The 23,965-nt window shown below is 73.6% G+C and carries 18 protein-coding genes; 3 read left to right on the forward strand and 15 right to left on the reverse strand.

The annotated features are described in order from the left end of the window. Positions 1-54 precede the first annotated feature (54 nt). The gene (locus ACERUJ_RS05030; RefSeq protein WP_370247360.1) at positions 55-1,188 is read right to left on the reverse strand and encodes a calcium-binding protein; all 1,134 of its coding nucleotides are present in this window, start codon (positions 1,186-1,188) and stop codon (positions 55-57) included. 34 nt (positions 1,189-1,222) lie between these two features. Between ACERUJ_RS05030 and ACERUJ_RS05035 the strand changes: the two genes are divergently transcribed. Then, positions 1,223-3,820, forward strand: coding sequence for an NB-ARC domain-containing protein (locus ACERUJ_RS05035; RefSeq protein WP_370247361.1), 2,598 nt, complete (start codon positions 1,223-1,225; stop codon positions 3,818-3,820). Here ACERUJ_RS05035 and ACERUJ_RS05040 read toward each other — a convergent pair. The 11 genes from ACERUJ_RS05040 to ACERUJ_RS05090 all read right to left on the reverse strand — a co-directional run bounded on the left by ACERUJ_RS05040 (position 3,768) and on the right by ACERUJ_RS05090 (position 17,311). After that, positions 3,768-4,196, reverse strand: coding sequence for a rhodanese-like domain-containing protein (locus ACERUJ_RS05040; protein ID WP_370247362.1), 429 nt, complete (start codon positions 4,194-4,196; stop codon positions 3,768-3,770). The genes ACERUJ_RS05035 and ACERUJ_RS05040 overlap by 53 nt on opposite strands. Next, positions 4,196-4,786, reverse strand: a complete 591-nt coding sequence (locus tag ACERUJ_RS05045; RefSeq protein WP_370247363.1) for a 1-acyl-sn-glycerol-3-phosphate acyltransferase — start codon at positions 4,784-4,786, stop codon at positions 4,196-4,198. Before ACERUJ_RS05045 ends, ACERUJ_RS05040 begins: the two co-directional genes overlap by 1 nt. Positions 4,787-4,794: 8 nt before the next feature. Next, entirely contained in the window at positions 4,795-6,360 is a 1,566-nt protein-coding gene (guaA, locus tag ACERUJ_RS05050) for a glutamine-hydrolyzing GMP synthase (RefSeq protein ID WP_370247364.1), read from the reverse strand. A gap of 984 nt (positions 6,361-7,344) precedes the next feature. Further along, positions 7,345-9,069, reverse strand: a complete 1,725-nt coding sequence (locus ACERUJ_RS05055) for a GMC oxidoreductase (RefSeq protein ID WP_370247365.1) — start codon at positions 9,067-9,069, stop codon at positions 7,345-7,347. A gap of 2 nt (positions 9,070-9,071) precedes the next feature. Beyond that, positions 9,072-10,706, reverse strand: a complete 1,635-nt coding sequence (locus ACERUJ_RS05060; protein ID WP_370247366.1) for a succinic semialdehyde dehydrogenase — start codon at positions 10,704-10,706, stop codon at positions 9,072-9,074. A 181-nt stretch (positions 10,707-10,887) separates the two neighbouring features. Then, complete coding sequence (locus ACERUJ_RS05065; protein ID WP_370247367.1) at positions 10,888-12,372, reverse strand: aldehyde dehydrogenase; 1,485 nt, start codon at positions 12,370-12,372, stop codon at positions 10,888-10,890. 49 nt (positions 12,373-12,421) lie between these two features. Next, positions 12,422-13,660 carry a cytochrome P450 gene (locus ACERUJ_RS05070; protein ID WP_370247368.1) on the reverse strand — a complete coding sequence of 413 codons (1,239 nt, stop codon included), beginning with the start codon at positions 13,658-13,660 and terminating at the stop codon, positions 12,422-12,424. Positions 13,661-13,682: 22 nt separating this feature from the next. Continuing rightward, positions 13,683-14,795, reverse strand: a complete 1,113-nt coding sequence (locus ACERUJ_RS05075) for a hypothetical protein (RefSeq protein ID WP_370247369.1) — start codon at positions 14,793-14,795, stop codon at positions 13,683-13,685. Between the two features lies 1 nt (position 14,796). Beyond that, positions 14,797-15,951 carry a phosphotransferase family protein gene (locus ACERUJ_RS05080; protein WP_370247370.1) on the reverse strand — a complete coding sequence of 385 codons (1,155 nt, stop codon included), beginning with the start codon at positions 15,949-15,951 and terminating at the stop codon, positions 14,797-14,799. Between the two features lie 137 nt (positions 15,952-16,088). Continuing rightward, a complete protein-coding gene (locus ACERUJ_RS05085; protein WP_370247371.1) occupies positions 16,089-16,469 on the reverse strand; it encodes a PaaI family thioesterase in 381 nt (126 codons plus the stop codon). Continuing rightward, positions 16,466-17,311 (reverse strand): hypothetical protein, encoded by an 846-nt coding sequence (locus ACERUJ_RS05090; protein ID WP_370247372.1) that lies wholly within the window; start codon positions 17,309-17,311, stop codon positions 16,466-16,468. The genes ACERUJ_RS05085 and ACERUJ_RS05090 overlap by 4 nt, the downstream gene beginning before the upstream one ends. Before the next feature lie 82 nt (positions 17,312-17,393). On the opposite strand from ACERUJ_RS05090, the gene ACERUJ_RS05095 reads away from it, so the two are divergent. Together ACERUJ_RS05095 and ACERUJ_RS05100 are read left to right on the forward strand one after the other, a co-directional pair. Further along, entirely contained in the window at positions 17,394-18,014 is a 621-nt protein-coding gene (locus ACERUJ_RS05095; RefSeq protein ID WP_370247373.1) for a TetR/AcrR family transcriptional regulator, read from the forward strand. Continuing rightward, entirely contained in the window at positions 18,011-19,669 is a 1,659-nt protein-coding gene (locus tag ACERUJ_RS05100; RefSeq protein WP_370247374.1) for an acyl-CoA dehydrogenase family protein, read from the forward strand. The genes ACERUJ_RS05095 and ACERUJ_RS05100 overlap by 4 nt, the downstream gene beginning before the upstream one ends. A 126-nt stretch (positions 19,670-19,795) precedes the next feature. Here the strand turns inward: ACERUJ_RS05100 and ACERUJ_RS05105 are convergent, their stop codons facing one another. The 3 genes from ACERUJ_RS05105 to ACERUJ_RS05115 form a co-directional block, all read right to left on the reverse strand. Further along, a complete protein-coding gene (locus tag ACERUJ_RS05105) occupies positions 19,796-21,526 on the reverse strand; it encodes a glycerol-3-phosphate dehydrogenase/oxidase (protein ID WP_370247376.1) in 1,731 nt (576 codons plus the stop codon). A gap of 90 nt (positions 21,527-21,616) precedes the next feature. Continuing rightward, positions 21,617-23,215, reverse strand: a complete 1,599-nt coding sequence (locus ACERUJ_RS05110; protein WP_370247377.1) for a M28 family peptidase — start codon at positions 23,213-23,215, stop codon at positions 21,617-21,619. Between the two features lie 43 nt (positions 23,216-23,258). Continuing rightward, positions 23,259-23,936, reverse strand: a complete 678-nt coding sequence (locus ACERUJ_RS05115) for a TetR/AcrR family transcriptional regulator (RefSeq protein ID WP_370247378.1) — start codon at positions 23,934-23,936, stop codon at positions 23,259-23,261. Between the last annotated feature and the right edge of the window lie 29 nt (positions 23,937-23,965).

A 23,965-nucleotide genomic window follows, 5' to 3' on the forward strand; every position in this document is an offset into this window, starting at 1 on the left:
CGCCCGCCGGCGCTCACTCCTCGACGACCGGCCACCGGCGTCTCCCAGAGGCGGTCAGAAGAGGCCGGAGAACGACCGGGAGGTGCGCACGACGCCGAGCTCGCCGGGCAGCGGGAGCTTGGGGTAGTCCTGCTGGAACTCGGCGATCGTCAGGAACTTCACCGTGCAGCCGCGGGTCCGGTAGTCGTCCTCGTCGGGGTCGATGTCGCCGACGTAGACCAGGGTGCCCTCGTCGGGGGCCAGCGGCCCGGTCTGGCCCTTGCAGCTGAGCAGGTCGCGGTCGCCGTCGGCGGCGGCGACGATGAGGTCGACCCCCTCCTCGCCGAACACGTGGTCGATGCCGTCACCGGGGTAGATCGTGTCGTCGCCGCTGTCGCCGGTGACGTCGAAGCCGAACGCGCCGTCGGCACCGTCCTCGGCCGGGAAGCGACCGGTGGCGCAGCGCGGGTCCGGGGCCTGGCAGAAGTCGTCGCCGGGTCCGGCGTCGATGAAGTCGTCGCCCTCGTCGCCGTCGACGTGGTCGCGGCCGGGCCCGCCGAACACCCGGTCGTTGCCGGGGCCGCCGGCCGGGTGGTCGTCGCCCTCACCGCCGTCGACGACGTCGTTGTCGGGCCCGCCCTGCAGCCAGTCGTCGCCGTCCTCGCCGTAGACCTTGTCGTCGCCGTCGCCGCCGTTGAGACCGCTGTAGCCCTTGCCGCCGGCGCGGTAGTCGTCGTCGTCGCCGCCGCGCAGCACGTCGGGGCCGGTGTCGCCGTTGAGCTGGTCGCGCCCGGTGCCGCCCGAGAGGGTGTCGGCGCCGGGGCCGGTGGTGAGCAGGTCGTCGCCGGCGCCGCCGAGGGCGATGTCGTCGTCGGGGGTCTGGGCGCCCTTCTTCGGCGCCGCGGTGCCGACGAGGTCGTTGCCGTTCCCGCCCGACACGGTGTCGTTGCCGAGGCTGCCGGCGAGGTTGTCGTCGCCGTCGTCGCCGTTGATCCGGTCGTTGCCCTGACCGCCGACGACCTTGTCGTTGCCGCCGCGCGCGAGGATCGTGTCGTTGCCGTTCAGGCCCGAGATGACGTCGGCCACCGTGGTGCCGGTGAGCTTGTCGTTCTTGTTCGTGCCGTTGATCGTGCGGGCCTGCGCCGCGAGCGGAGTGAGGACGACCAGGCTGAGGACGAGGGCGGGGACGACACGTCGGGGGGCGCGCATGCACCGAAGGGTACGCCGTCGCTAGGGTCCGCGTGTGGGATCGACCGGGGACGACACGGCACCCGCGGCGCCTGCGTCGGACGCGGTGGCCGAGCGGCTGGCCGGGCTCCGGACCCGCGCGGGATCACCCTCCTTCGGCGAGATCGCGGCGCGCGTGGGCCGGCTGCGCAGCGCGCGCCCGGAGGACGCCGGGCGCCCGGGTCGCACCACCGTCTACGACGCCTTCCGGCCCGGGCGGCGCAGACCCGACGCCGGCCTGATCCTCGACATCGCCACGGTGCTCGGGGCGACCGACCGGGACCTGCAGGAGCTCGCGGCACTGTCGGGCGAGGCCGCCGCACCGGTGCGGACCGGAGCCCGGTTGCGCGCCGGCACCGGCCCGCGCGACCTGCGGCTCATCGGACGCGAGGACGCGCTGGCCGCCGTCCTCGAGGGGGCGCCGCGCGGCCCCGTCGTGGTGCACGGTCTCGGGGGCATCGGCAAGACCGCACTCGTGCTGGCGGCCGCCGAGTCGTTGCGGTCCGCGGGCGGTCTCGCGCCGACCGTGGTGATCGAGCTGCGCGGTCACGATCCCTCGCACGCACCGGTGGACGCCGATACGGCGGCCACCGCCCTGCTCACCGCGCTCGGCGTCGGGGTGGTGCCCACCGGGGCCGTCGAGCGGCGCCGGATGCTGGAGACCCGGCTGCGCGCCGAGCCGCGGGTCGTGGTGCTCGACAACGTCGCCGACACCGCCCAGGTGGCCGCCCTGCTGCCGCGGGCGCTCCCCACGCTGCGGGGCTCGGCGGTGCTGCTGACGGCGCGCCAGGACCTGCCCGGCCTGCCGGTGGCGCCCGTGGCCCGGGTGGCGCTGCCACCGCTGTCCGGCGCCGCTGCGCACGCCCTGTTCGCCCGCCTCGTCGGCACGGACGTGGCGGCCACCGACCCGGCCGCGGCGACCGCCCTGGTCGACTCCGCCGAGGGCATCCCCCTGGCGCTGCACCTGGTCGGGGCGCGGGTCGCGACGCGACCGGAGTGGACCCTGCGCGACCACGCCGACCTGCAGCGCGAACGACGGCGCGAGCGGCTGGCCGAGGACCCCCTCACCGAGATCGTCGGGGCGGCCTACCACCGGCTCGGCCCGGCCGCGCGGTGGGCGCTGCGACGGCTGGCCGACCAGCCGTGTGCCGCCCTGGACCTGGCGAGCTGGGCCGCGTCCGTGGACCTCGAGCCCGCGGACCTCGAGCCCCTGGTGGCCGAGCTGCGCCGCCACCACCTCGTCGTCCCGCTGCGCGGCGGCGAGCACGGCCCGGTGCGGTACGGCCTGCACGACGTCGTGCGGACCCACGTGGTCGCCGCGGCCCGCGAGGAGGACCCGCCGCGGGTGCGCGAGGAGGCCCTGGACCGGCTGTGCGCCCACCTGGTGGGCCGGGTCTGGGCGTGCTCGGCGGTGGCGGCGCTCGCGACTGACCCGTGGTACCCGCGTCCCGACACCGTCGCGCCCCAGCCCTCCCCCGCGCCGCGCGAGGCCGCCGGATGGCTGGAGGCGACGACCCCTGACGTCCTGGCGCTGGCGCGGGCCGTGGCCGAGACGCGCCCGCGCACCCTGATCGACCTCGCCGACGGCCTGCACCCGTGGCTGCACGGGCAGTGGCGCCTGGTCGAGGGACAGCACCTGCACGGCCTCGCGGTGCAGGCCGCCGAGACGCTCGGCGATCGCGGGGCGCTGGCCCGGGCCCGGCACCACCGGGGCTCGCTGTTCGTGTGGCTGCAGCGCTCGGTGGAGAGCCGGGGTCACCTGGAGCTGGCCCTGCGCGCCTACCGCGACCTCGGGCTCCCGCCCGAGGCGGAGCTGGCCGTGCTCGGCTCGCTGTCGCTGGTCGAACGGTTCTCCGGACGCATGGCCGACGCCCTCACCCACACCCGCGAGGCGCTCGCGCTGCTGCCCGAGGAGGCGGTCGCGCCACGCATCGACCGCTGGTGGACCGAGATCCACTGCCTGCGGATCCTGGGCCGCGAGGCGGAGGCACGGGCGCGGATCGCCGCGATCGAGGCCGACGCCGCCGTCCTGCTCGCCGAGCCCCAACCCCGGATGTGGCACCTGCTCTACGGCGCCGAGGAGCTGATCGCCGACGGCGAGCACGCCCGCGCGCTGGCCGATCTCGACCGCGCCGAGGAGGCGCTGGCCCTGCTGCCGGCCGAGGACGAGATGCCCGCCTACCCCGCCGTGCTGCGCGCCGGCGCGCTGGCCGGCCTGGGGCGCCCCCAGGAGGCGCTGGACCTCATCGCGGCCTCGGTCCCGCGCAGCGAGGCCCAGGGCGACCTCCAGCTGGTGGTGCTGGCCCACACCTACGCCGCGCTCGCCCACCGGGCGCAGGGCGACGCCGAGCAGGCCGTGGGATCAGCCGTCGCTGCGCGCGACCTCGCGATCGAGCTCGACAACCCGATGGCGACCGCCGAGGCCTGGCAGGTCCTGGGCGAGCTCGCGCTCGACGCCGGCGACCCCGAGACGGCGGTGACCGCGTGGCACGCCGCAGCCGAGCTGTGGGAGCGGGTCGGCGCGCCCCGGGCCGCGCACTGGCGCACCCGGGCCGAGGACCTCACTCGATCGGCAGGGCCTCCAGGGCCAGGGCGTCGAAGCTCCCGCCGTTGACGACGTCGGTGATGCCGAGGTCGATCATCCGCTGGGCCGCGATGGTGGAGCGGTTCCCGCTGCGGCAGTACACGACGTAGCGCGCGTCGGGGTCGAGCTCGGCGAGCCGGGCGTCGGCGTCGGGGGCCTCGATGTCGAGGTTGATCGCCCCCGCGATGTGACCGGCCTCGTACTCCTCCGGCGTGCGGACGTCGAGCAGGACCGCCCCCGCCTGGATCGCGTTCACCGCGGTGACGGTGTCGACCACGGTGCTGCCGGTTCCCGACGTCGTCGGCGCTGGGTCGTTGGTGCCGATGGAGGCCGCGCCGACCGCGAGGCCGACACCGAGCAGGGCCGCCAGCACCAGCAGCGCCACCGCCTGTCGTCGTCCGGTCATCAGCGGAACCCGCCCTTCTCCTCCTCGCGCAACCGGGGCACGGTCGCGCCCTCGGGTCGGATGCCGGTGATCCCGGCGTAGAAGGACCGCACCATGTCCATGTCGGCCACGAGGTCCTCGCCGGGGTGGAACGTCGGCCCCCATCCCACCGTACGTGAGGGGGCGTCGAGGAACGCGAGGGTGATGGGGAGGCCGGTCTGCTGGGCGATCCGGTAGAAGCCCGACTTCCAGTACTCGCCCTTGCTGCGGGTGCCCTCGGCGGCCAGGCCGAGCAGGAAGGAGTCGGCGGTGGAGGAGGCGGCGACGAGCGCCTTGATCGTGGCACCGGGGTTGTCGCGGTCCAGTGACACCGCGCCGGTGGCCTTGAGGATCCAGCCCAGCGGGCCGACGAACAGCGACTCCTTCACGAGCAGCCGGATCGTGACGCCGCTGTCCCAGGCCAGCAGCTGGGTGAGCACCCAGTCCCAGTTGGAGGTGTGGGGCGCCCCGACCAGGATCGCCGAGCGCGGCACCTCCCCCGACGTCCGCCAGCGGAACAGCCGCAGCAGCAGCCGGGCGATCGCGCGGCGCAGACGCACTCCCAGGCTCATCGACGCACTCACTCCCACTCGATGGTGCCCGGGGGCTTGCTCGTGACGTCGAGGGTCACGCGGTTGACCTCGGCCACCTCGTTGGTGATGCGGGTCGAGATCCGCTCGAGCAGGTCGAACGGCAGGCGCGCCCAGTCTGCGGTCATGGCGTCCTCGGAGGTGACCGGGCGCAGCACGACGGGGTGGCCGTAGGTGCGGCCGTCGCCCTGCACCCCGACCGAGCGCACGTCGGCCAGCAGCACGACCGGCATCTGCCAGATGTCGCGGTCGAGGCCGGCACGGGTCAGCTCCTCGCGGGCGATGGCGTCGGCGCGGCGCAGGATGTCGAGGCGCTCGCGCGTGACCTCGCCGATGATCCGGATGCCCAGACCGGGGCCCGGGAACGGCTGGCGCCACACCATCGAGGACGGCAGGCCCAGCTGCTCGCCGACGGCGCGGACCTCGTCCTTGAACAGGGTGCGCAGCGGCTCGATCAGCTCGAAGGCGAGGTCGTCGGGCAGGCCGCCGACGTTGTGGTGGGACTTGATGTTGGAGGTGCCGGCACCGCCGCCGGACTCCACGACGTCGGGGTAGAGGGTGCCCTGCACCAGGAACGCGGTCTCGCCGGGCCCGGCCTCCCCGAACACCCGCACCTGGGCGGCCTCGAAGGTGCGGATGAACTCGCGGCCGATGATCTTGCGCTTCTCCTCGGGGTCGGTCACCCCGGCGAGGGCGTCGAGGAACTGGCCGGAGGCGTCGACGACGTCGAGGACGTCGAAGACCTCCTCGAAGTCGTGGCGCACCTGCTCGGTCTCGCCCTGGCGCATCATCCCGTGGTCGACGTACACGCAGGTGAGCCGGTCGCCGATCGCGCGCTGCACGATCGCGGCGGCCACGGCGGAGTCGACGCCGCCCGAGAGCGCGCAGATCGCCCGACCCTCGCCCACCTGGGCGCGGATGTGCTCGACCTGCTCCTCGACGATGTTGAGCATCGTCCAGGTCTGGCGGCACCCGGCGATGTCGTGCAGGAAGTGCTCCAGCACCTCCTGGCCGTGCTCGGAGTGCAGCACCTCGGGGTGCCACTGCACGCCCGCCATCCGGCGCTCGAGGCTCTCGAACGCGGCCACGGGGGTCACCGCGGTGGCGGCGAGCACGTCGAAGCCCGCGGGTGCCGCGACGACGGAGTCGCCGTGCGACATCCACACCGAGTGCTCGGCCGGGACGTCGTGGAGCAGCGTGCCCGGCGCGGTGACCTGCACCGGGGTGCGGCCGTACTCGCGGGCGCCGGTGGCGGCGACCTCGCCGCCCAGGCCCTGTGCCATCAGCTGGAAGCCGTAGCACATGCCGAACACCGGTACCCCGGCCTCGAGCAGGGCCGGGTCGAGCCGCGGGGCGCCGTCCTCGTACACCGACGACGGGCCGCCGGACAGGATGATCGCGGCGGGCTTGCGGGCCAGCATCTCGGCGACGGGCAGGTGGTGGGGCACGATCTCGGAGTAGACCCGCGCCTCGCGCACCCGGCGGGCGATCAGCTGCGCGTACTGCGCCCCGAAGTCGACCACCAGCACCAGGTCGTGCTCGCTCGCCTGCGTCATCGACACCCCTCGCTCCCGCACCACCGGCGTGGCACGTCGGCATCGTATCGAGGCGCCACCGCCCCGCCCGACGCGGTCGCGGGCCCCGGACAGCCGGCGGGCGGGGCCGAAAACGGAGACAGGGCCCCGCCGGGGAGGGAGGGTGGCGGGGCCCTGAGTGTCCACGCGACTGTGAACACAGTGCCTGGACTGAAGCCGGCCCTTCGGGAGGGAGCAAATCACTACCGGCTTCGAGAGGCTCAACGACGCCCCATCGGGCGGGTTACGGCGCTCACCGAGAAATTTCGTGGACCCCCGGTCACATCCCCGCGCGGCGCGGAGGCGGTGGCGCAGGGAGCGGCACGCTCGGCGAGGACGGATCGGCGCCGACCACTGGCGTCGGCGACGAGAGGACCGCAGGTACCCGCTGCCGCCCTGTCGGGAGTCGTCGGGCACGGCACGGTCGTCGAGGAGCGAGCCCCGGCGAGCGTCACGAGACGCCCGCACCCGACAAGCCTCCTCGGGCCAGTGCCGACTGCGGGCTCGCCGCGGCTCGTGACGGCCCCGGGGCGCCTCCTCGACGAACGCGGGGGACGCGTCGGGCGTCGTCGCCTGCGGGAGGCGCAGCCGCCGGCCGTGGGGTCCGAGGCGCTGACTGCACATTCCGCGGGGGGACGGCACGGTCGTCGAGGAGCGAGCCCCGGCGAGCGTCACGAGACGCCCGCACCCGAGGGACCACCTCGGGCCGGTGCCGACTCCCGACTCGCTGCGTCTCGTGACGGCGCCGGGGCGCCTCCTCGACGAACGTGGGAGGACGGCATGGGCGTCGTGGGGCACGGCACGGTCGTCGAGGCGCGAGCCCCAGCGAGCGTCACGAGACGCCCGCACCCGACAGACCACCCCGGGTGCCGCCTGAACGTGCTGCCCCGATCCAAGGGGATGCGCCTCATGCAGCAGGGGCCGCCCACCGCGATCGGTGAGCGGCCCCCGCAGGGATCGGTCGGATCAGGACACGCCGACGATCGGCAGGCGCAGGGCGCCGGGGGCGGCGCCGGGCACGGCCGGCTTGGCCGGGGCGACCGGGCTGATCCGCTCGTAGGCGGCACCGAGCTCGGGGCGCGGGTCGGCCTCGCCCTTGTTGGGCCAGAAGGACATGGCCCGCTCCGCCTGGGCGGTGATGGTGAGCGAGGGGTTCACGCCGAGGTTGGCGGTGATGGCCGAGCCGTCGGCGACGTGCAGCCCCGGGTAGCCGTACACGCGCTGGTAGGGGTCGATGACGCCGGTCTCGGGCGAGTCGCCGATCGTGCAGCCACCGATGAAGTGCGCGGTGAGCGGCATGTTGAACGGCTCGCCGATGTTGCCGCCGGGGGTGCCGCCGCCGAGGTGCTCGGCGATCTTGTTGACCGCCTCGTTGGCCTCGGGGATGTAGGTCGGGTTCGGGGAACCGTGACCCTGCTTGGAGGTCATCCGCCACGGCAGGAACTTCGACTTGGTGCCGTAGGTGGTGATCGAGTTGTCCAGCGACTGCATGACCAGCGCGATGACGGTGCGCTCCGACCAGTGCTTGAGGTCGTAGAGGTCGGCCACGTTGGTGCGCTGCTTCCACAGCTCCTTGAGCCACTGCTGCCACCGCTTGCCGGGCAGCGAGCCGTCGGTGAGCACGGTCTGCATCAGCGCCATCGCGTTGTGGCCCTTGCCGTAGCGGCACGGCTCGATGTGGGTGTGCTCGTCGGGGTGGAAGCTGGAGGTGATCGCCACGCCGTAGGAGTAGTCGGTGGTGTTCGACTTCGGCGCGATCGCGCCCAGGATCGACTCCGAGTTCGTGCGCGAGAGGTGGCCCAGCCGGTCGGAGATGCGGGGCAGGTGGCCCTCGTCCTTCATCCGGTGCAGCAGCTTCTGGGTGCCGAGCGAGGCGGCCGCCATCACGACGTGCTCGGCGGTGAGCACGCGGGTGTTCTTGGCAGTGGCGCGCTTGGCCTTGGTGTACTTCACGCGCACGTCGAAGCCGCCGCCCTCGCGCGGGTCGATCTGGGTGACGGTGGTGAGCGGCAGCACCGTGGCACCGTTCTTCTCCGCCAGGTAGAGGTAGTTCTTCACCAGGGTGTTCTTGGCGTTGTGCCGGCAGCCCGACATGCACTCACCGCAGTTGGTGCAGGTGTTGCGGGCCGGGCCCTCACCGCCGAAGAACGGGTCCTCGACCTTCTCGCCCGGCTGCTGGCCGGGGCCGCCGAAGAACACGCCGACCGGCGTGGGGTGGAAGGTCTCACCCACGCCCATGTCGGCCGCGACCTTCTCCATGACGTCGTCGGCGGGGGTGCGCACCGGGTTCTCGACCACGCCGAGCATCCGCTTGGCCTGGTCGTAGTAGGGCGCGAGCTCCTCGCGCCAGTCGGTGATGTGCGACCACTGCGGGTCCTGGTAGAACGCCGGCAGCGGCTCGTAGAGGGTGTTGGCGTAGACCAGCGATCCACCGCCCACGCCCGCGCCGGCCACGATCAGGGTGTCGCGCACGGCGTCGACGCGCTGGATGCCGTAGCAGCCCAGCGCGGGGGCCCACAGGTAGCGGGTGAGGTCGAAGGTGCCCTTGGAGAAGTCCTGGTCCTCGAAGCGGGCGCCCGCCTCGAGCACGCCGACGCGGTAGCCCTTCTCGGTCAGGCGCAGCGCCGTGACCGAGCCACCGAAGCCGGACCCGATGACGAGGACGTCGAAGTCGAACTGCTGGTCAGCCATGCTCAGGCCCTTCCGATCTTGTTCATCAGTCGCAGCGAGGCGGTCATCACCTTCGCGTAGGTCTCATCCGACATCCCGAACGCCGGCCCGAGCGTGAGGCCGCGCTGCGTGGCGACCGACTGCGACTCGGTGTAGCGGTGGATGCCCTCGCTCCCCTGCCGGCGGCCCATGCCCGACTCGCGCATGCCGCCCATCGGGGAGTCGATGCTGGCGAACGTGGCCCCGAAGGCCTCGTTGATGTTCACGGTGCCGCACTTGATCTGCGCGGCCAGGGCGCGGGCCCGACGGCCGTCGCGGCTGTAGATCGAGGCGTTGAGGCCGTACTCGCCGTCGTTGGCGCGGGCCACGGCCTCGGCCTCGTCGTGGAAGCGGTAGAGCGACACGACCGGGCCGAAGGTCTCCTCGCCGAAGCACGTCATGTCGGGCGTGACGCCCTCCAGGATCGTGGGCTCGTAGACGTAGGGGCCGAGATCGGGACGGGCCCGGCCGCCGGCGAGCACGCGCGCACCCTTGGCGACGGCGTCGTCGACGTGGGCGACGACGGTGGCGAGCTGGTCGGCCGAGATCAGCGAGCCCATGTCGTTGCCCCAGTCCAGGCTCGCCCCCAGGGTCATCGCCTTGGTGCGGGCCACGAAGCGCTCGACGAACCGGTCGTAGACCTGGTCGGCCACGAACATCCGCTCCATGGAGACGCACAGCTGGCCGGCGTTGGAGAACGAGCCGCGCACGGCACCCTCGGCGGCCTTCTCGACGTCGGCGTCGCGCAGGATGAGGATCGGGTTCTTGCCGCCGAGCTCGAGCGAGCAGCCGATGAGCCGCTCGGCGCACTGCTGGGCGATCACCTTGCCGGTGGCGGTGGAGCCGGTGAAGCAGATGTAGTCGGCGCGGCCGATGATGCCGCCGCCGATCCGACGCCCGGGCCCGGACACGACCTGCCACAGGTCGCGCGGGATGCCGGCCTCCTCCAGCAGCTGCGCGCCGTACAGCGCGGTGAGCATCGTCTGGGAGTCCGGCTTGGTGACCACCGCGTTGCCGGCCAGCAGGGCCGGGATGCCGTCGCACAGCGCCATCGTGAACGGGTAGTTCCAGGGCGAGATGATGCCGACGACGCCCTTGGGCACCCGGTTCACCTCGACGCGGGTCAGCACGGGCATGACGCCGGACGTGCGGCGGGTCTCCAGGTGCTGCTCGGCGGTGCGGGCGTAGTAGCGCGCGGTGAGCGCGATGTGGATCGGCTCGTCGAAGGCGTGCTTGCGGGCCTTGCCCGACTCCAGCACGGTGAGGTCGATGATCTCGTCCTGGCGGTCGAGCACCAGGTCGTGCAGGCGCAGCAGCGCCGCGGCCCGCATCTCGATCGGGGTCCGGGCCCACCGCGCCTGGGCGGCCCGCGCGCGGGCGAACGCCTCGGCGACGTCGTCGTCGCTGGACTGCGGGATGTGGGCCAGGGGGGCACCGTCGAGCGGGCTGTAGACCGCGACGGTCTCCCCCGACGTCGAGACGATGCGCTCGGTGAGCGAGGCGACGTAGTCCGGCTCGAGCCGGTAGGCCGCGCGAGGGTCGTGCTCGGGGTCGGCCGGACCGTCGACGAGCGGGGCGCCGCCGGGCTCGGACTGACCGTCGGGTGTCTGCGACGTCATGTGCGGAATCGTAGTGATCGGCGTCTCGTTCCGATACCGCCCGGTAGCAAAAGTGTCGGTTGACACAGGCGCACACGGTGTCAACTGCACAGACGTGATCTTACAAATGCTCTGGACACGCTGTCTTGAACTTCTGGGACGGACGCGGCCCACCCGTCCGGGTGGGCCGCCGGGGTCCCGCTCAGCCCGCGGGGGTCTCCAGGTAGACCGACTTCAGCTCGGTGTACTGCCCCAGCCCCTCGGGCCCGAACTCCCGGCCCAGGCCGGAGGCCTTGAAGCCGCCGAAGGGCGCGGCGAAGTCCATCGTGTAGGTGTTCACGCCGTAGGTGCCCGCCCGCACCCGGCGCGCGACGTCGAGCCCGGCCGCCTGGTCGGCGGTCCAGACGGTGCCGGCCAGGCCGTACTCGGAGTCGTTCGCGATCCGCACGGCCTCCTCCACCCCGTCGTAGGCGATGACGGAGAGCACCGGGCCGAAGATCTCCTCCTGCGCGATCCGCATCCGGGTGTCGACGTCGGCGAACACGGTGGGCCGCACGTACCAGCCGTGGTCCAGGCCGCTCGGCATCCCGAGGCCGCCGGTGACGATCCGCGCCCCCTCGGACTCCCCGAGGGCGATGTAGGACGACACCCGCTCCTGCTGGCGCTGGGCCACCATCGGACCGATCTCGGTGGCCGGGTCGGTGGGGTCGCCCACCGCCATCCCGGACACGGCGGTCGCCAGGGCGTCCACGACCTCGGCGTAGCGCGAGCGCGGGGCCAGGATCCGGGTCTGCGCCACACAGGCCTGCCCGGAGTTCATCAGGCCCGTGAACTTGATGCCCTCGACGGCGTGGGCGAGGTCGACGTCGTCGAGCAGGATCGCCGCGGACTTGCCACCCAACTCCAGGCTGACCCGCTTGAGCTGCTGCCCGCACACCGAGGCGATCGCCCGACCGGCGGCGGTGGACCCGGTGAAGGCCACCTTGTCGATGCCGGGGTGGGCCACCAGGTGCGCACCGGTCTCCCGGCCGCCCGGCACGATGTTGACCACACCCTCGGGCACCCCGGCCTGCTGCAGGAGCTCGGCCATCAGGTAGGCGTCCAGCGGGGTCTCCGGGGCCGGCTTCACCACCACCGTGCAGCCCGCCAGCAGCGCCGGCACCACCTTGGACATGATCGTGAACTGCGGGACGTTCCACGGCGGGATCGCCGCGACGACGCCGACCGGCTCACGGCGCACCACCACCGGCGCCCCCAGCGCACCGGGCCGGGTCTCCTCCCAGCCGAACTCCCGCGCGATCGCCAGGAACGCCTCGATCTGCATCCACGGCGCCGGGCTCTGCGCGAGGTTCGCGAAGCTGGTCGGCGACCCCATCTCCAGGGTGATGAGCCCCGCCATCTCGACCATCGCCCCGGCGTAGAGCCCCGAGAACGCCTCGATCACCGCGATCCGCTCCGCCGGCGTCATCCGCGGCCAGGGACCCTCGTCGAAGGCCCGCCGCGCCGCGGCCACCGCGGCGTCGATGTCGGCCGGGGTGCCCTCGGGAACCCGGGCGATCACCTGCTCGGTGTGCGGGGAGACCACCTCGATCACCTGGTCGGTGGCCGGGGCCGTCCAGCCGCCGCCGATGAAGAACGCGTCACGGTCCAGGCCGGTGGTGTCGTGGGGGTCGCGCAGCTGGGTCATCGCAGGGCTCCTGGCGTGGATCGGATCGGGCGGGTGGTCGGGTGGGGCGTCAGAGTCGGACGGGCAGGTGCTTGATGCCGTTGAGCCAGCCCGAGCGCAGCCGCTGCGGCTCGCCGAGCTTCACCGGCTCGGGGGCGTGCTCGGCGAGGGCCTCGAAGAGCAGCCGGATCTCCAGGCGCGCGAGGTTGGCGCCGATGCAGTAGTGCGCGCCGTGGCCCCCGAAGGCCAGGTGCGGGTTGGGGCTGCGGGTGATGTCGAAGGCGTGGGGGTCGGCGAACACGGCGTCGTCGAAGTTGGCGCTGCCGTAGAAGAGGCCCACGCGGTCGCCGGCCCGGATCTGCGCGCCGCCCAGCTCGACGTCCTGCACGGCGGTGCGCTGGAAGGAGGTGACCGGGGTGCCCCAGCGGATGACCTCGTCCACCATCGTGGCGGCCAGCTCGGGGCTGCGGTGCCGCACCCAGCGCTGCCACTGTTCGGGGTGGTCGAGCAGGGCGTCCATGCCGTGGCTGATGGCGTTGCGGGTGGTCTCGTTGCCGGCCACCGCCAGGGCGATGACGAAGAAGCCGAACTCGTCGTCGGTCAGGCCGCGGCCGTCCTTGTCGGCCTGCACGAGGGTGGTGACGATGTCGTCGCGCGGGTTCGCCTTGCGCTCGGCGGCCATGGCAAGGCTGTACATCAGCACCTCGGTGGAGGCGGCCTCGGGGTCTCCGGCGTAGTCGGGGTCCTCGTTGCCGGTCATCTGGTTGCTCCAGGAGAACAGCTTCTCCCGGTCCTCCTGCGGCACCCCGAGCAGGTCGGCGATCGCCTCCAGCGGCAGGGCGGCCGCGACCTCGGTGACGAAGTCGATGCCGTCCTCGGCGCGGGAGCGGGCCACCGCCTCCTTCACGATGCGCTGGGCGCGCTCGCGCATCACGTCGGTCAGCGCCTCGATCGCGCGCGGGGTGAACCCGCGCGAGACGATGCGCCGGGTCTGGGTGTGCTCGGGGGCGTCCTGGTTGAGGATCACCACCCGGGTCAGCTCGACGTTGGCGCGGGTGGCGTCGGGCCCGAGCCGGATCAGCGCCCCGTTCTCGGCGCTGGAGAAGACGCTGGAGTTCTTCGACACGGTGGCGACGTCGGCGTGGCGGGTCACCGCCCAGTAGCCGGTGCCGAGAAACCCCGCGCGGGCCTCCGGCGTCTGCTCGATCCACTGCACGGGGGCGGCGGTGCGCAGGCGGGCGAACTCCGCGTGCGGGATGCCGGCGAGGTTGAGGTCGGGGTCGGTGAGATCGAGCACCGGGGCGGTCATCGGGGTCCTTCCGGAAGGGGTGTCAGGGGGCGACGGCGAACCAGTCGCCGAAGCCGGTGGGGTCGTGGCGGCCGATGCAGAAGTGCTCGAACAGGCCCCACCCCTCGTGGGTGCGGCCGTCCTCGGTGAGCACGGCGCGACCGACGTGGTCGACGCAGCCGAACATGAAGCGGCCCTGCACGGCGGGGTCGGCGAGGTCGTAGGTGACGCGTTCGGCGAACCCCTCGCCCTTCCACTGGCCGTGGGTCCAGTCGGGGTCGCCGCCGTACCCGGCGCCGACGTGCAACGGGGCCGCCAGGAGCGAGGCGACCTCCACCTCCAGCGTGCGGCCGTCGGCGGTGATGCAGGTCAGCGTGGCGCCGGTCGGGGTGCGGGTGCCGGGGGCGTAGCGGATGCGCACCTGCGGCCAGCCGAGCTGCTCCACCCGGCCGTCGGGCCACACGCGGTGGCAGTCGTTGAGGCTGCGGTAGCCGTCGGGCTGCTCCTGCAGGATCACGACGAGCGCGAACTCCTCGAAGCGCATGGGCACGTAGAGCCACCACATGCCGTCGAACGGCGGGTCCGACGGCGCCCCGGCGGGCTCCGCCTCGCCGACCGGGCGGATGCCCCAGGACCGGTCGCGGGTGCCGACCCAGACGTCGGGGGTGACCTCGATGCGCTCGCCGTCGACGACGACGTGGCCCTCCCAGGTGCCGACCTGCGCGAAGCGCTGGGCGTCGAGGGTGACCCGGGCCCCGGAGCGCATGACGTGGGGCTGCTCCTGCAGCACCGGGAACGAGCCGGTCCAGGTGAGGTCGGCGCTGACACCCTCGGTCTCCTCCAGGCGGATCCGGAGGCGCTGCAGCGGCTCGATCACCTCCACCGAGTAGGGCCCGACGTGCTGGTTCAGGCGGTCGTCGTCGCAGCGGTCGGAGAGGTGCACCGCGGTGTGCTTGCCGTCGCGGGCCAGCAGCAGGTAGGCGTCCTTCGTGCCGAGGTTGGGGTAGTAGCCCAGGCCGGTGATGAGGAACAGGTCGCCGGTGCGATCGTGGGCGTTGAAGTAGTTGCGGTCGTAGAAGTTGCGGTCGCTCGAGGCCGGCCACATCGCCGGCAGCGGCGCCTGGTGGATCGGGAACTCGTCCAGCGGCGAGACCATCTCAGGCACCCGCCTGGGCCAGGATCCGCTCCACGAGCGGCTTGCAGTGGAACAGCGCCTCGATGTCGTCGGGCCGTTCGATCTCGCCGAAGTGGATCTGGCGGGCGCCGGTGCGCATGAACACGATGCACCACTGCAGTCCGTTGTAGACGTGGTACCAGGTGAGGTCGCCGACCTCGACGCCGGTGAGCCGCTCGTAGGTGGCCACGACGTCGGCCTCGGTGAGGAAGTCGGGCATCCCCGGCAGCTCCATCAGCGAGGCGATCGACTCGAAGACCTGGTGGGCGAAGCACAGCCAGGACAGGTCCAGCGCGCGCGGCCCGATGGCGGCCATCTCCCAGTCGAGCACCGCCACGGGGGCGAAGTCGCGGTAGATCATGTTGCCGATGCGTGAGTCGCCCCAGCACAGCACGGCGTCCTCGTCGCGGGCGCCGGGGCCGGTGGGGATATTGGCCTCCAGCCAGGCCAGGCCGCGCTCCACCAGCGGGGAGCGGCCGAGGTCGGCGACGGCGTAGTCGTACCAGGCGCGGGTCCGGGCGACGTTGCGGGCCAACAGGCTCAGGCCGTCGTGGCCGTGGTGGGCGGGGTCGAGGAACCCGAAGGTGGTCACGGGGTCGGCGATGCCGTGCAGCTCGGCGATCGTGGCCACGGTGGCGTCCTGCAGCGCCCGCTGCTGCGCGACGGTGGCGTCGGCCAGCCAGTTGCCGCCGAAGTTGTAGGGCAGCACGTCGGGCGGGATGACGCCGTCGATGCGCTCCATGAGGAAGAACGGCGTGCCGAGCACCTCCCCGGTGGGCTCGAGGAAGCTCAGCCCCGGCACCGGCACCCCGCTGCGCTCCCCCACCATCCGGATCGCCTCGTACTGCTCGCCGAGGTCGTAGCGGGGGAAGACCGGCAGGTCCCCGGCCGCGGGCGCCACGCGGGCGACGTACTCCCCGCGCTGCGCGCCGGCCTGAGGGTCGGTCCAGTCGACGTCGAGCACCAGCGTCTCGCTGCTCATGCCGTTGGCGTCGATCCCGGAGTGCAGCGTGACGCGCGGGGCCGCCCCCTCGGGCAGCAGCCCGGTGAGCCACCCCTCCAGCTGCGCCGGCACGGTGGCGGCGTCGCGGCTCGACCGCTGCATCCGCATGTCCTCGGGGGGTGTGGTCTGCGTCACGCCCCGATCGTCGCTAGAACACGTTCTAGTGTCAATGGTCGGGGGCTCACGGCCCTTCCGTCGTCACCAGCGAAATGGTCGACTTCTCCGCCGAACCGGTGCATTCCGCTGGTGACGACGGGAGACAGCACCCCCACTCAACGCAGGACGGCGTGGGTGCTGGTGGCCTTGGCGAGCAGCCGGCCACCCTGGGTGATCTCGGCCTCGGCGGCGAGGATGGTGCGCCCGCGGCGCAGGCAGCGGGCGGTGGCACGCAGGGGCTCGTCGGGGCGGCCGGCGCGCAGGTACTGGACGTCGAGGTGCACGTGGGGGGCGAGCTGGCCGGGTTCGAGGGCGCCGTGCACGGCCCAGCCGGTGGCGGAGTCGAGCAGGGCGGAGAGGTAGCCGCCGTGCAGGATGCCGCCGCCGTTGCAGTGCTCGGACCGCGGGAGCGCCGACATCTCCGCGCCCTCGGCGTCGGCGTGCACGAGCTCGAAGCCCAACAGCTGGGCGAAGGGGCCGGGCGTGGAGGTCCTCATGCGCCGGCCTCGGGGGCGGCTCCCGGCGCGCCGCCCGGAGCGGTGGAGTCGTCGGCGAACAGCTCGGCGATCACCTGCTCGGCGATGTCGGGGTCGTCCATGAGGATCTCCACGACGTCCTCGACCTGCGCCAGGACGTCGGGGGCGATGGTGATGCCGGGGATGCGCGCGGCCTCCAGGGCGTAGTCGATGAGGAAGCGCGACTGGCGCCAGGAGATCGCGTGACGCAACGCCTGGTCGACCGCGCCGTTACAGCGGGGCACGTCGCCCAGCACCCGCCAGGTCTCGGCGACCTCGCTCAACGCATCGAGCACGAGCGCCTCGGGCACCTCGCCGCGCACGGCGTCGTCGGCCTCCAGCGAGAGCCGGACGGCGACCTCGGCGGCCAGCCGCCGCGCCTCGGGGTCCTCGACGCCGCGCAGCAGCACCATCAGCCGCCCGTCGCCCAGCCAGGTCTCCTCCCCGCCCACCCGGGCGGTGAGGGTCTCGAAGCGGGAGAGCACCGTGGGGTCGAGGTCGGGCAGCTGCTCGACGAGCAGGCCCAGCAGCATCTCGAGCTCCTCCGTGGCGGCCTCCAGGCGCCCGCGCCAGTAGGCGGCCGCGGCCCGGTGCAGCTCGCGGTAGCGGGCGTCGGAGGCGGAGTCGAGGGCGGCGCGGTGCAGCGCCACGCGGGCGGTGAGGCCGCGACCGCTGCCCGGCAGGGCCGTGAGCAGCAGGTCGACCCGCGCCGCCTCGAGCGGGCGGGGGCCGGTGGCATCGGCGTCGAGGTGGCTCATGGCGTCGGCGGTGACGAGCTCGGAGAGCTCCTCGGCCGGCGTCATCGGCCGGTGGTCCTCGCGCATGGCTCCAGACGATAGGCCCTGGCACCGACGATCCCGGGGATCACCCCTTGCCGCATGAAGTGAATCGTGGTTCAGTTCTTGGGTGGCCTACCGACGCACCGCTGCCGTCCAGCAGCGCCTCGACGGCGCCCGGGCGCGGGTGCTCGCGGCCGCCCACGCGCTCGTGGCCGAGCAGGGCTGGGCCGGCTGCACCGTCGCCGCCGTCGCCGCCCGCGCCGGCGTCGCCACCGGCACCGTCTACCGCCACGTGCCCGACAAGACGACCCTGCTGGTGGAGGTCTTCCGCGCCGCCACCCAGCGCGAGGTCGACGCCGTCACCGCGGCGGCCGCGGCCCCCGGCACCGCCACCGCGCGCGTCGCCGCCCTCACCACCGCCTTCGGTCAGCGGGCGCTGCGCTCCCCCCGGCTGGCCTACGCCCTCATCGCCGAGCCGGTGGACCCCGCCGTCGAGCGGGAGCGGTTGCGCTACCGCGCGGCGTACCGCGCGATCGTGGCCGACGTCGTGACCGCCGGGATCGCCACGGGCGAGCTGCCGCCGCAGGACCCCGACGTCACCGCCGCGGCCCTGGTCGGCGCCCTCGCCGAGGCGCTCGTGCTCGCCACGCACCCGGACGCACCGCGCCCGTTGTCCCCCGACCCGGCCGGCACCGTCGTGCCGGCCCTCACCGATCTCGTCACCCGCGCCCTGGGAGGCCCTCGATGACCGCGTTCCCGCACGCCACCCGACCCGCCGCGACGCACGACGTCGTGAACCAGGTGCCGCCCCTGGTGGGCCACGACACCGCGCAGGACCCGGCCCTGCTCGCCGCCGTCGAGCGCGAGGGCGCGTCCTGGGCGCTGCCGGAGCTGCACGAGCTGGGTCGGCTGGCCGGGAGCGCCGAGGCGCATGAGTGGGGACGCCGCGCCGAGCAGCACCCGCCGCGGCTGCACACCCACGACCGCTACGGCCACCGCATCGACGCCGTCGAGTACGACCCGGCCTACCACCGGCTGATGGAGACCGCGGTCGGCGCGGGCCTGCACGGCGCGCCGTGGGCCGACGACCGGCCCGGGGCGCACGTGGCGCGGGCCGCGAAGTTCCTGGCCTGGAACGTCGATGCCGGCCACGGCTGCCCGATCTCGATGACCTACGCCGTGGTGCCCGCGCTGCGCGCGGCCCCCGAGCTGGCCGCCGCCTACGAGCCCGGGCTCACCTCGCGCGCCTACGACCCCGTGCTCGCGCCGCCGCGGGGCAAGGCCGGCCTGATCGCCGGCATGTCGATGACCGAGAAGCAGGGCGGCTCCGACGTCCGGGCCAACTCCACCCGGGCCGAGCCGCAGCCCGACGGCAGCTACCGGCTCACCGGGCACAAGTGGTTCACCTCCGCCCCGATGAGCGACCTGTTCCTGGCGCTGGCCCAGGCGCCCGGCGGCCTGTCGTGCTTCCTCGTGCCGCGGGTGCTGCCCGACGGCAGCCTCAACCCGATGGTCGTGATGCGGCTCAAGGACAAGCTGGGCAACAAGTCCAACGCCTCCAGCGAGATCGAGTACGCCGGCGCGCACGCCTGGCTCGTGGGCGAGGAGGGTCGCGGGGTACGCACCATCGTGGAGATGGTGAACATGACCCGGCTCGACTGCACCCTGGGCACCGCGTCGGGCATGCGGCTGGGCACGATCACCGCCGTGCACCACGCCCGCCACCGCAGCGCGTTCGGCCGCACGCTGCACGACCAGCCGCTGATGCGGCAGGTGCTGGCCGACCTCGTCGTGGAGTCCGAGGCCGCCACCACCGTCGCGATGCGGCTGGCCGGCGCCACCGACCGTGCCGTGCACGGCGACGAGGCGGAGGCGTCGTTCCGACGGCTCGCGCTCGCGGTGAGCAAGTACTGGGTGTGCAAGCGGGGTCCGGCCCACGCCGCGGAGGCGATGGAGTGCCTCGGCGGCAACGGCTACACCGAGGAGCACGGGCTGGCGAAGGTCTACCGGGAGCTGCCGCTGCTCTCCATCTGGGAGGGATCGGGCAACGTCGCCGCCCTCGACGCGCTGCGCGCGATGGGCCGGGAGCCGGCGTCGGTGGAGGCGTTCTTCACCGAGGTCGAGCTCGCGGCCGGCGCCGACCACCGCCTCGACGACGCCGTCGCGATGGTCAAGAAGGAGCTCTCCGACTCCGCCGAGCTGGAGCTGCGCGCCCGCCGGATCGTGGAGCAGCTGGCCCTGGTGCTGCAGGGCTCACTCCTCGTGCGCCACGCCCCCGCCGCCGTCGCCGACGCGTTCTGCGCCAGCCGGCTGGGCCGCGACTGGGGCGGGGCGCTCGGCACCCTGCCCCCGGGCCTCGACCTCGCCGCGATCCTGGAGCGGGCCGCCGTCGACGTCGGCTGAGCGACTCGGCCCGCCAGGCAAGGGCAACTGGGCCGAGCAAACCGTCACGACACGCCGTGCCGCCCGCCGCTTCGCGACAGTTTGCTCGGCCGGCCGAGCAAACCGTCGCTCCCCCGCACCGGGGGCTCAGGCCTCCACGATGTCGGGGACGGCGACCCGGGCCTCGTCGGCCTCCTGGTCGGTGAGCTTGAGCTGCGACTGACGCTCGGCCTCGACCCGACGGCGGTAGTGGTCGACCTCGTCGGCCACCCGCGCGTCGTCCCAGCCGAGCTCGGCCGCCATCAGCCGGGCCACCTCGGGAGCCGCGCCGACGCCGCGGTCGAAGGTCTCGATCGAGATGCGGGTGCGGCGCACGAGCATGTCGTCGAGGTGGCGGGCGCCCTCGTGGGTGACGCCGTAGACGATCTCGGCGGCGAGGTAGTCCTCCGCGCCGGGCACCGGGAGGGCCAGCACGCGGCGGCGCGCGATGAGGTCGAGGATGTCGTCGATCTGGCCGCCGTAGCGGCCGAGCAGGTGGTCGATGCGCGCGACGTGCAGACCCGAGCGGCGGGCGAGCAGGACCCGCTGGTTGGAGCGGGTCTCGAAGCCGTCGGCGCCCAGCAGCGGCACCCGGTCGGTGATGGAGTCGCGCACCGCGACCCCGCCGAGGGTGCGCAGGGAGTGGGCGGCGGCGTCGACGGCGTCCTGGGCCATCACGCGGTAGGTCGTGTACTTGCCGCCCGCGATCATCACCAGCCCCGAGACCGGGGTGACGACGGTGTGCTCGCGCGAGATCCGCGACGTCGGCTCCGACTCCCCCGACAGCAGCGGGCGCAGGCCGGCGTAGACACCCTCGACGTCCTCGTGGTCCAGCGGCTCGCGCAGGATCTGGTTCACCTGGGCCAGGACGTAGTCGATGTCGGCGCGCGAGGCCGCCGGGTGGGCCTTGTCGAGGTCCCAGGGGGTGTCGGTGGTGCCGATGATCCAGTGCCGGCCCCACGGGATCACGAAGAGCACCGAGGTGGCGGTGCGCACGATGAACCCGGCCTCGGAACGGATGCGGTCGCGCGGCACCACCAGGTGCACGCCCTTGGAGGCCTGCACGTGCAGCGCGCCGCGACCCCCGACCATCGCCTGGATCTCGTCGGTCCAGACGCCCGCGGCGTTGATGACCACCCGCGCCCGCACCTGCAGGTCGACGCCGCGCTCGAGGTCGCGCGCGGTGACGCCGACGACGCGCTCGCCCTCGCGCAGGAACCCGGTGACCTTCACCCGGGTCGCCACGTGGGCGCCGTGACGGGCGGCGGTGCGGGCGGTGGCGATCACCAGGCGGGCGTCGTCGACCTGGCAGTCGTAGTACTGGATGGCGCCAGCGAGCTTGTCGGACTTGAAGTCGGGGGCGATCCGGGCCACCGAGCGCCGCGAGAGGTGGCGGTGGCGCGGCACGCCCATGTCGTAGCGCGAGGCCATCGCCATGCCGTCGTAGAGCGCCAGGCCGGCGCCGACGTAGGGCCGCTCCCAGAACCGCCGGGTGAGGGGGTAGAGGAACGGCACGGGCCGCACCAGGTGCGGGGCCAGCCGGGTGAGCAGCAGCCCGCGCTCCTGCAGCGCCTCGCGCACCAGACCGAAGTCGAGCATCTCGAGGTAGCGCAGGCCGCCGTGGATCAGCTTGGAGGAGCGCGAGGAGGTGCCGGAGGCGAGGTCGCGCTGCTCGAGCAGGCCGGTGCTCAACCCGCGGGTGACGGCGTCGAGCGCGACGCCGGTGCCCACCACGCCGCCCCCCACCACGAGCACGTCGAGCTCGGCCTCGCCGGCCAGGCCGGTCATCGCGGCCAGGGCGTCGTCGCGGGCCTGCGGGCTGAGGGCTCCGTCGCTCATGACTCCATCCTGACAGGGCCGGATGTCACCCGGATGTCGAACGCCGCACCCCGTCCGGGGCCGCCGGCGGGGCGGGGTCAGGTGGGCCGGTCAGGGGGCGACGTCGAGCAGGGCGCCGGGGGTGGGGAGACCGATGCGGCCGGCGGGGGTGCGGTCGAGCCAGTCGATGAAGTCGCGGTGGGCACGCAGGATCGGGACCATCTCCCCCTGCGCGACGGCGTCGAGGTCGTCGAGCTCGTCGTAGAGGTAGATCGGCCCCGCGATGAGGCTGATGGTCGGCACGCCGGCGGCGAGGGTGAAGGAGGCGTCGGTGGGGATGCCGCCCGCGGCCTGCATCAGGGTGCCGTTGAGCATGGTCGTGGCCCGCAGGTCGTGGCGCAGGATCGTGTCGATCATCATCGCCTTCCCGGCCGGCGCCAGGTTCTCGAAGAACCCGCGCGGCTCGACCTCGTCCAGCAGCTGCAGCTGCCCGTCGGGACCGATGCGGCCCTTCTTCGCGATGTGCTCGATCGTGACGTTGGCCGCGATCCGGTAAGGCGAGCGCGGGTTCTCGACGTACTCGTCCACGAAGTGCATGTGCGACTGGTAGCCGGTGAAGTGGCTGTCCATCGTGGTGAACATCAGGGTCTTGGTGGGGCGTGCGCCACGCGCGACCTGCGCGCCGTAGTGCTCGGCCAGCGCGAGCACCTGCGCCACACCGGTGGCGTCCTCCACCGCGCCCGGGCCGAGGGAGTCGTGGTGGGACTGCACCATCACCGTCTGGCGGCTGCTCCCCCGCAGGATGCCGATGGGCTGGCGGGCCACGACGGCGCGGCGGGTCGTCGTGAGCCGCATCGTGGCGGTGGGGTCGCGGCGCAGGAGCCGGCGCAGCCGGACGGCCTCCTTCTTCGTGACCCACATGCCGGGGATGGTCATGGGCGAACGGCGGTAGTACTCGTTGAAGTACTTGTTGGACTCGAAGTAGTCGGCGAGCACGCCGATCATCCCGGCGGCACCGGCGGCCTGCAGCGCATCGATGGTGTACGGCAGGCTCGTGATGTAGGGGTTGGGCGTCAGCAGGGTCTGGGCGTCGAGGATCTCGCCCTGCGGGTCGTGGATGAACTCGATGAGCGGCGAGAGCGCGGCCAGCGGGGTGAGGAACTTCAGGTCGACCATCACGATCTTGCCGCGCACGTCGATCTCGCGCAGGGCGCGCAGCGGGTCGCCGCCGAGGTCGACCACCGGGGCGTCGAGGCCGGCGCGGCCCAGCGTGCGCACGCCGGTGCCCGTCGGGCCCTTGATGAAGGAGAAGCCGATGGGGTGCTGGTCGATCTCCTGTCCCGCCACGCGCAGGCTGTCGCCCGAGGCCTTCCAGGAGTACGACGTCGTCCGCTCGATCCAGACCTCGTCCATCCCGGCCTCGCGCAGCCGGCGGGCGACGTAGGCCGCCGCCCGCTTCCCGCCGGGCGTGCCGGTGGCGCGCGGGGCCATGTCGACCAGGTCGCGCACGGTGCGCATCATCTGGCCGCGACTCGCCAGGGGCGCGGCCGCGCGGGCGGAGGCGACCCGGTCGGGCGCGGGGCGGTCCGCGGGCGCGGCGTCGCCGGGGACGCCGAGCAGGCCGGCCAGCGCGACGACGCCGCCGGTGGCGCAGGCGAGCAGGGTGCGGCGCCCGCGGGCGACGGCGGGGCGGAGCGGGGAGCGGGTCACGAGACCTCCTGGGTGACGACGATCACCCGTAAAGTAACAGTCGTTACTTTGATTGGCCAGCCGCGCCGTAGAGCAGTGCCACCCACGCCGTGGCCTCCGCGGCGATCTCGGCCAACGGCCGCCCGGCGGGATCGTCGAGGGTGTCGGAGGCCAGCTGCCGCACGCCGTAGACCCCGGCCAGGTAGGCCGAGGCGGGCAGCGCCGCCGCGGCGTCGGCGTCCCAGTCGCGGTGCTTGGCCTGCAGCAGGTCGGCCATCGCGGTGAGCGACTCCCGCCGGCGGGCCCGCGCCGGCGCACCCAGGGCGTCCATCGCCACCTGGAAGGCCCGGGCCACCACGAGATCGGCGGCCAGGGTGTCGAAGTAGGCCGCGACGACGTCGTGCACGTACTCCTCCCACGAGCGCCCCTCGGCCCGCACCTCCACCAGCCGGGTGAGCAGCACGCCGATGAAGCGGTCGTAGGCGGCGAACACGCACTCCTGCTTGTCGGCGAAGATCGCGTAGAAGGCGCTGAGGGAGAGCCCGGCCCGCTTGGCGACGTCCCGCACGCCGATGCCGTCGACGCCGTGCGCGGCCAGCAGCTCGGTGACCGCGATCATCGCCCGCTCGCGCTGCGCCGCCAGCACCTCCTCGCGGCTCAGGCCGTGGCGGCCGCGCGGCAGCGCCGCCGGGACGTGGAAGAAGGCGCCGTCGGTGACGGCGTCGGGTTCCCGCTCGTCCATCCGCACCGCCTCCTGCCGCTCCGGTTGCG

The organism is Nocardioides sp., assembly GCF_964228225.1.
Taxonomy (GTDB): domain Bacteria; phylum Actinomycetota; class Actinomycetes; order Propionibacteriales; family Nocardioidaceae; genus Nocardioides.

What these genes read in the sequence shown, in the direction of transcription:
- ACERUJ_RS05090 (WP_370247372.1), bottom strand. Translation starts at nt 17,311, where the DNA reads ATGCGCGAGGACCACCGGCCGATGACGCCGGCCGAGGAGCTCTCCGAG.
- ACERUJ_RS05030 (WP_370247360.1), bottom strand. Translation starts at nt 1,188, where the DNA reads ATGCGCGCCCCCCGACGTGTCGTCCCCGCCCTCGTCCTCAGCCTGGTC.
- ACERUJ_RS05045 (WP_370247363.1), bottom strand. Translation starts at nt 4,786, where the DNA reads ATGAGCCTGGGAGTGCGTCTGCGCCGCGCGATCGCCCGGCTGCTGCTG.
- ACERUJ_RS05085 (WP_370247371.1), bottom strand. Translation starts at nt 16,469, where the DNA reads ATGAGGACCTCCACGCCCGGCCCCTTCGCCCAGCTGTTGGGCTTCGAG.
- ACERUJ_RS05075 (WP_370247369.1), bottom strand. Translation starts at nt 14,795, where the DNA reads ATGGTCTCGCCGCTGGACGAGTTCCCGATCCACCAGGCGCCGCTGCCG.
- ACERUJ_RS05040 (WP_370247362.1), bottom strand. Translation starts at nt 4,196, where the DNA reads ATGACCGGACGACGACAGGCGGTGGCGCTGCTGGTGCTGGCGGCCCTG.
- ACERUJ_RS05060 (WP_370247366.1), bottom strand. Translation starts at nt 10,706, where the DNA reads ATGACGTCGCAGACACCCGACGGTCAGTCCGAGCCCGGCGGCGCCCCG.
- ACERUJ_RS05070 (WP_370247368.1), bottom strand. Translation starts at nt 13,660, where the DNA reads ATGACCGCCCCGGTGCTCGATCTCACCGACCCCGACCTCAACCTCGCC.
- ACERUJ_RS05055 (WP_370247365.1), bottom strand. Translation starts at nt 9,069, where the DNA reads ATGGCTGACCAGCAGTTCGACTTCGACGTCCTCGTCATCGGGTCCGGC.
- ACERUJ_RS05105 (WP_370247376.1), bottom strand. Translation starts at nt 21,526, where the DNA reads ATGAGCGACGGAGCCCTCAGCCCGCAGGCCCGCGACGACGCCCTGGCC.
- ACERUJ_RS05065 (WP_370247367.1), bottom strand. Translation starts at nt 12,372, where the DNA reads ATGACCCAGCTGCGCGACCCCCACGACACCACCGGCCTGGACCGTGAC.
- ACERUJ_RS05100 (WP_370247374.1), top strand. Translation starts at nt 18,011, where the DNA reads ATGACCGCGTTCCCGCACGCCACCCGACCCGCCGCGACGCACGACGTC.
- ACERUJ_RS05115 (WP_370247378.1), bottom strand. Translation starts at nt 23,936, where the DNA reads ATGGACGAGCGGGAACCCGACGCCGTCACCGACGGCGCCTTCTTCCAC.
- guaA (WP_370247364.1), bottom strand. Translation starts at nt 6,360, where the DNA reads ATGACGCAGGCGAGCGAGCACGACCTGGTGCTGGTGGTCGACTTCGGG.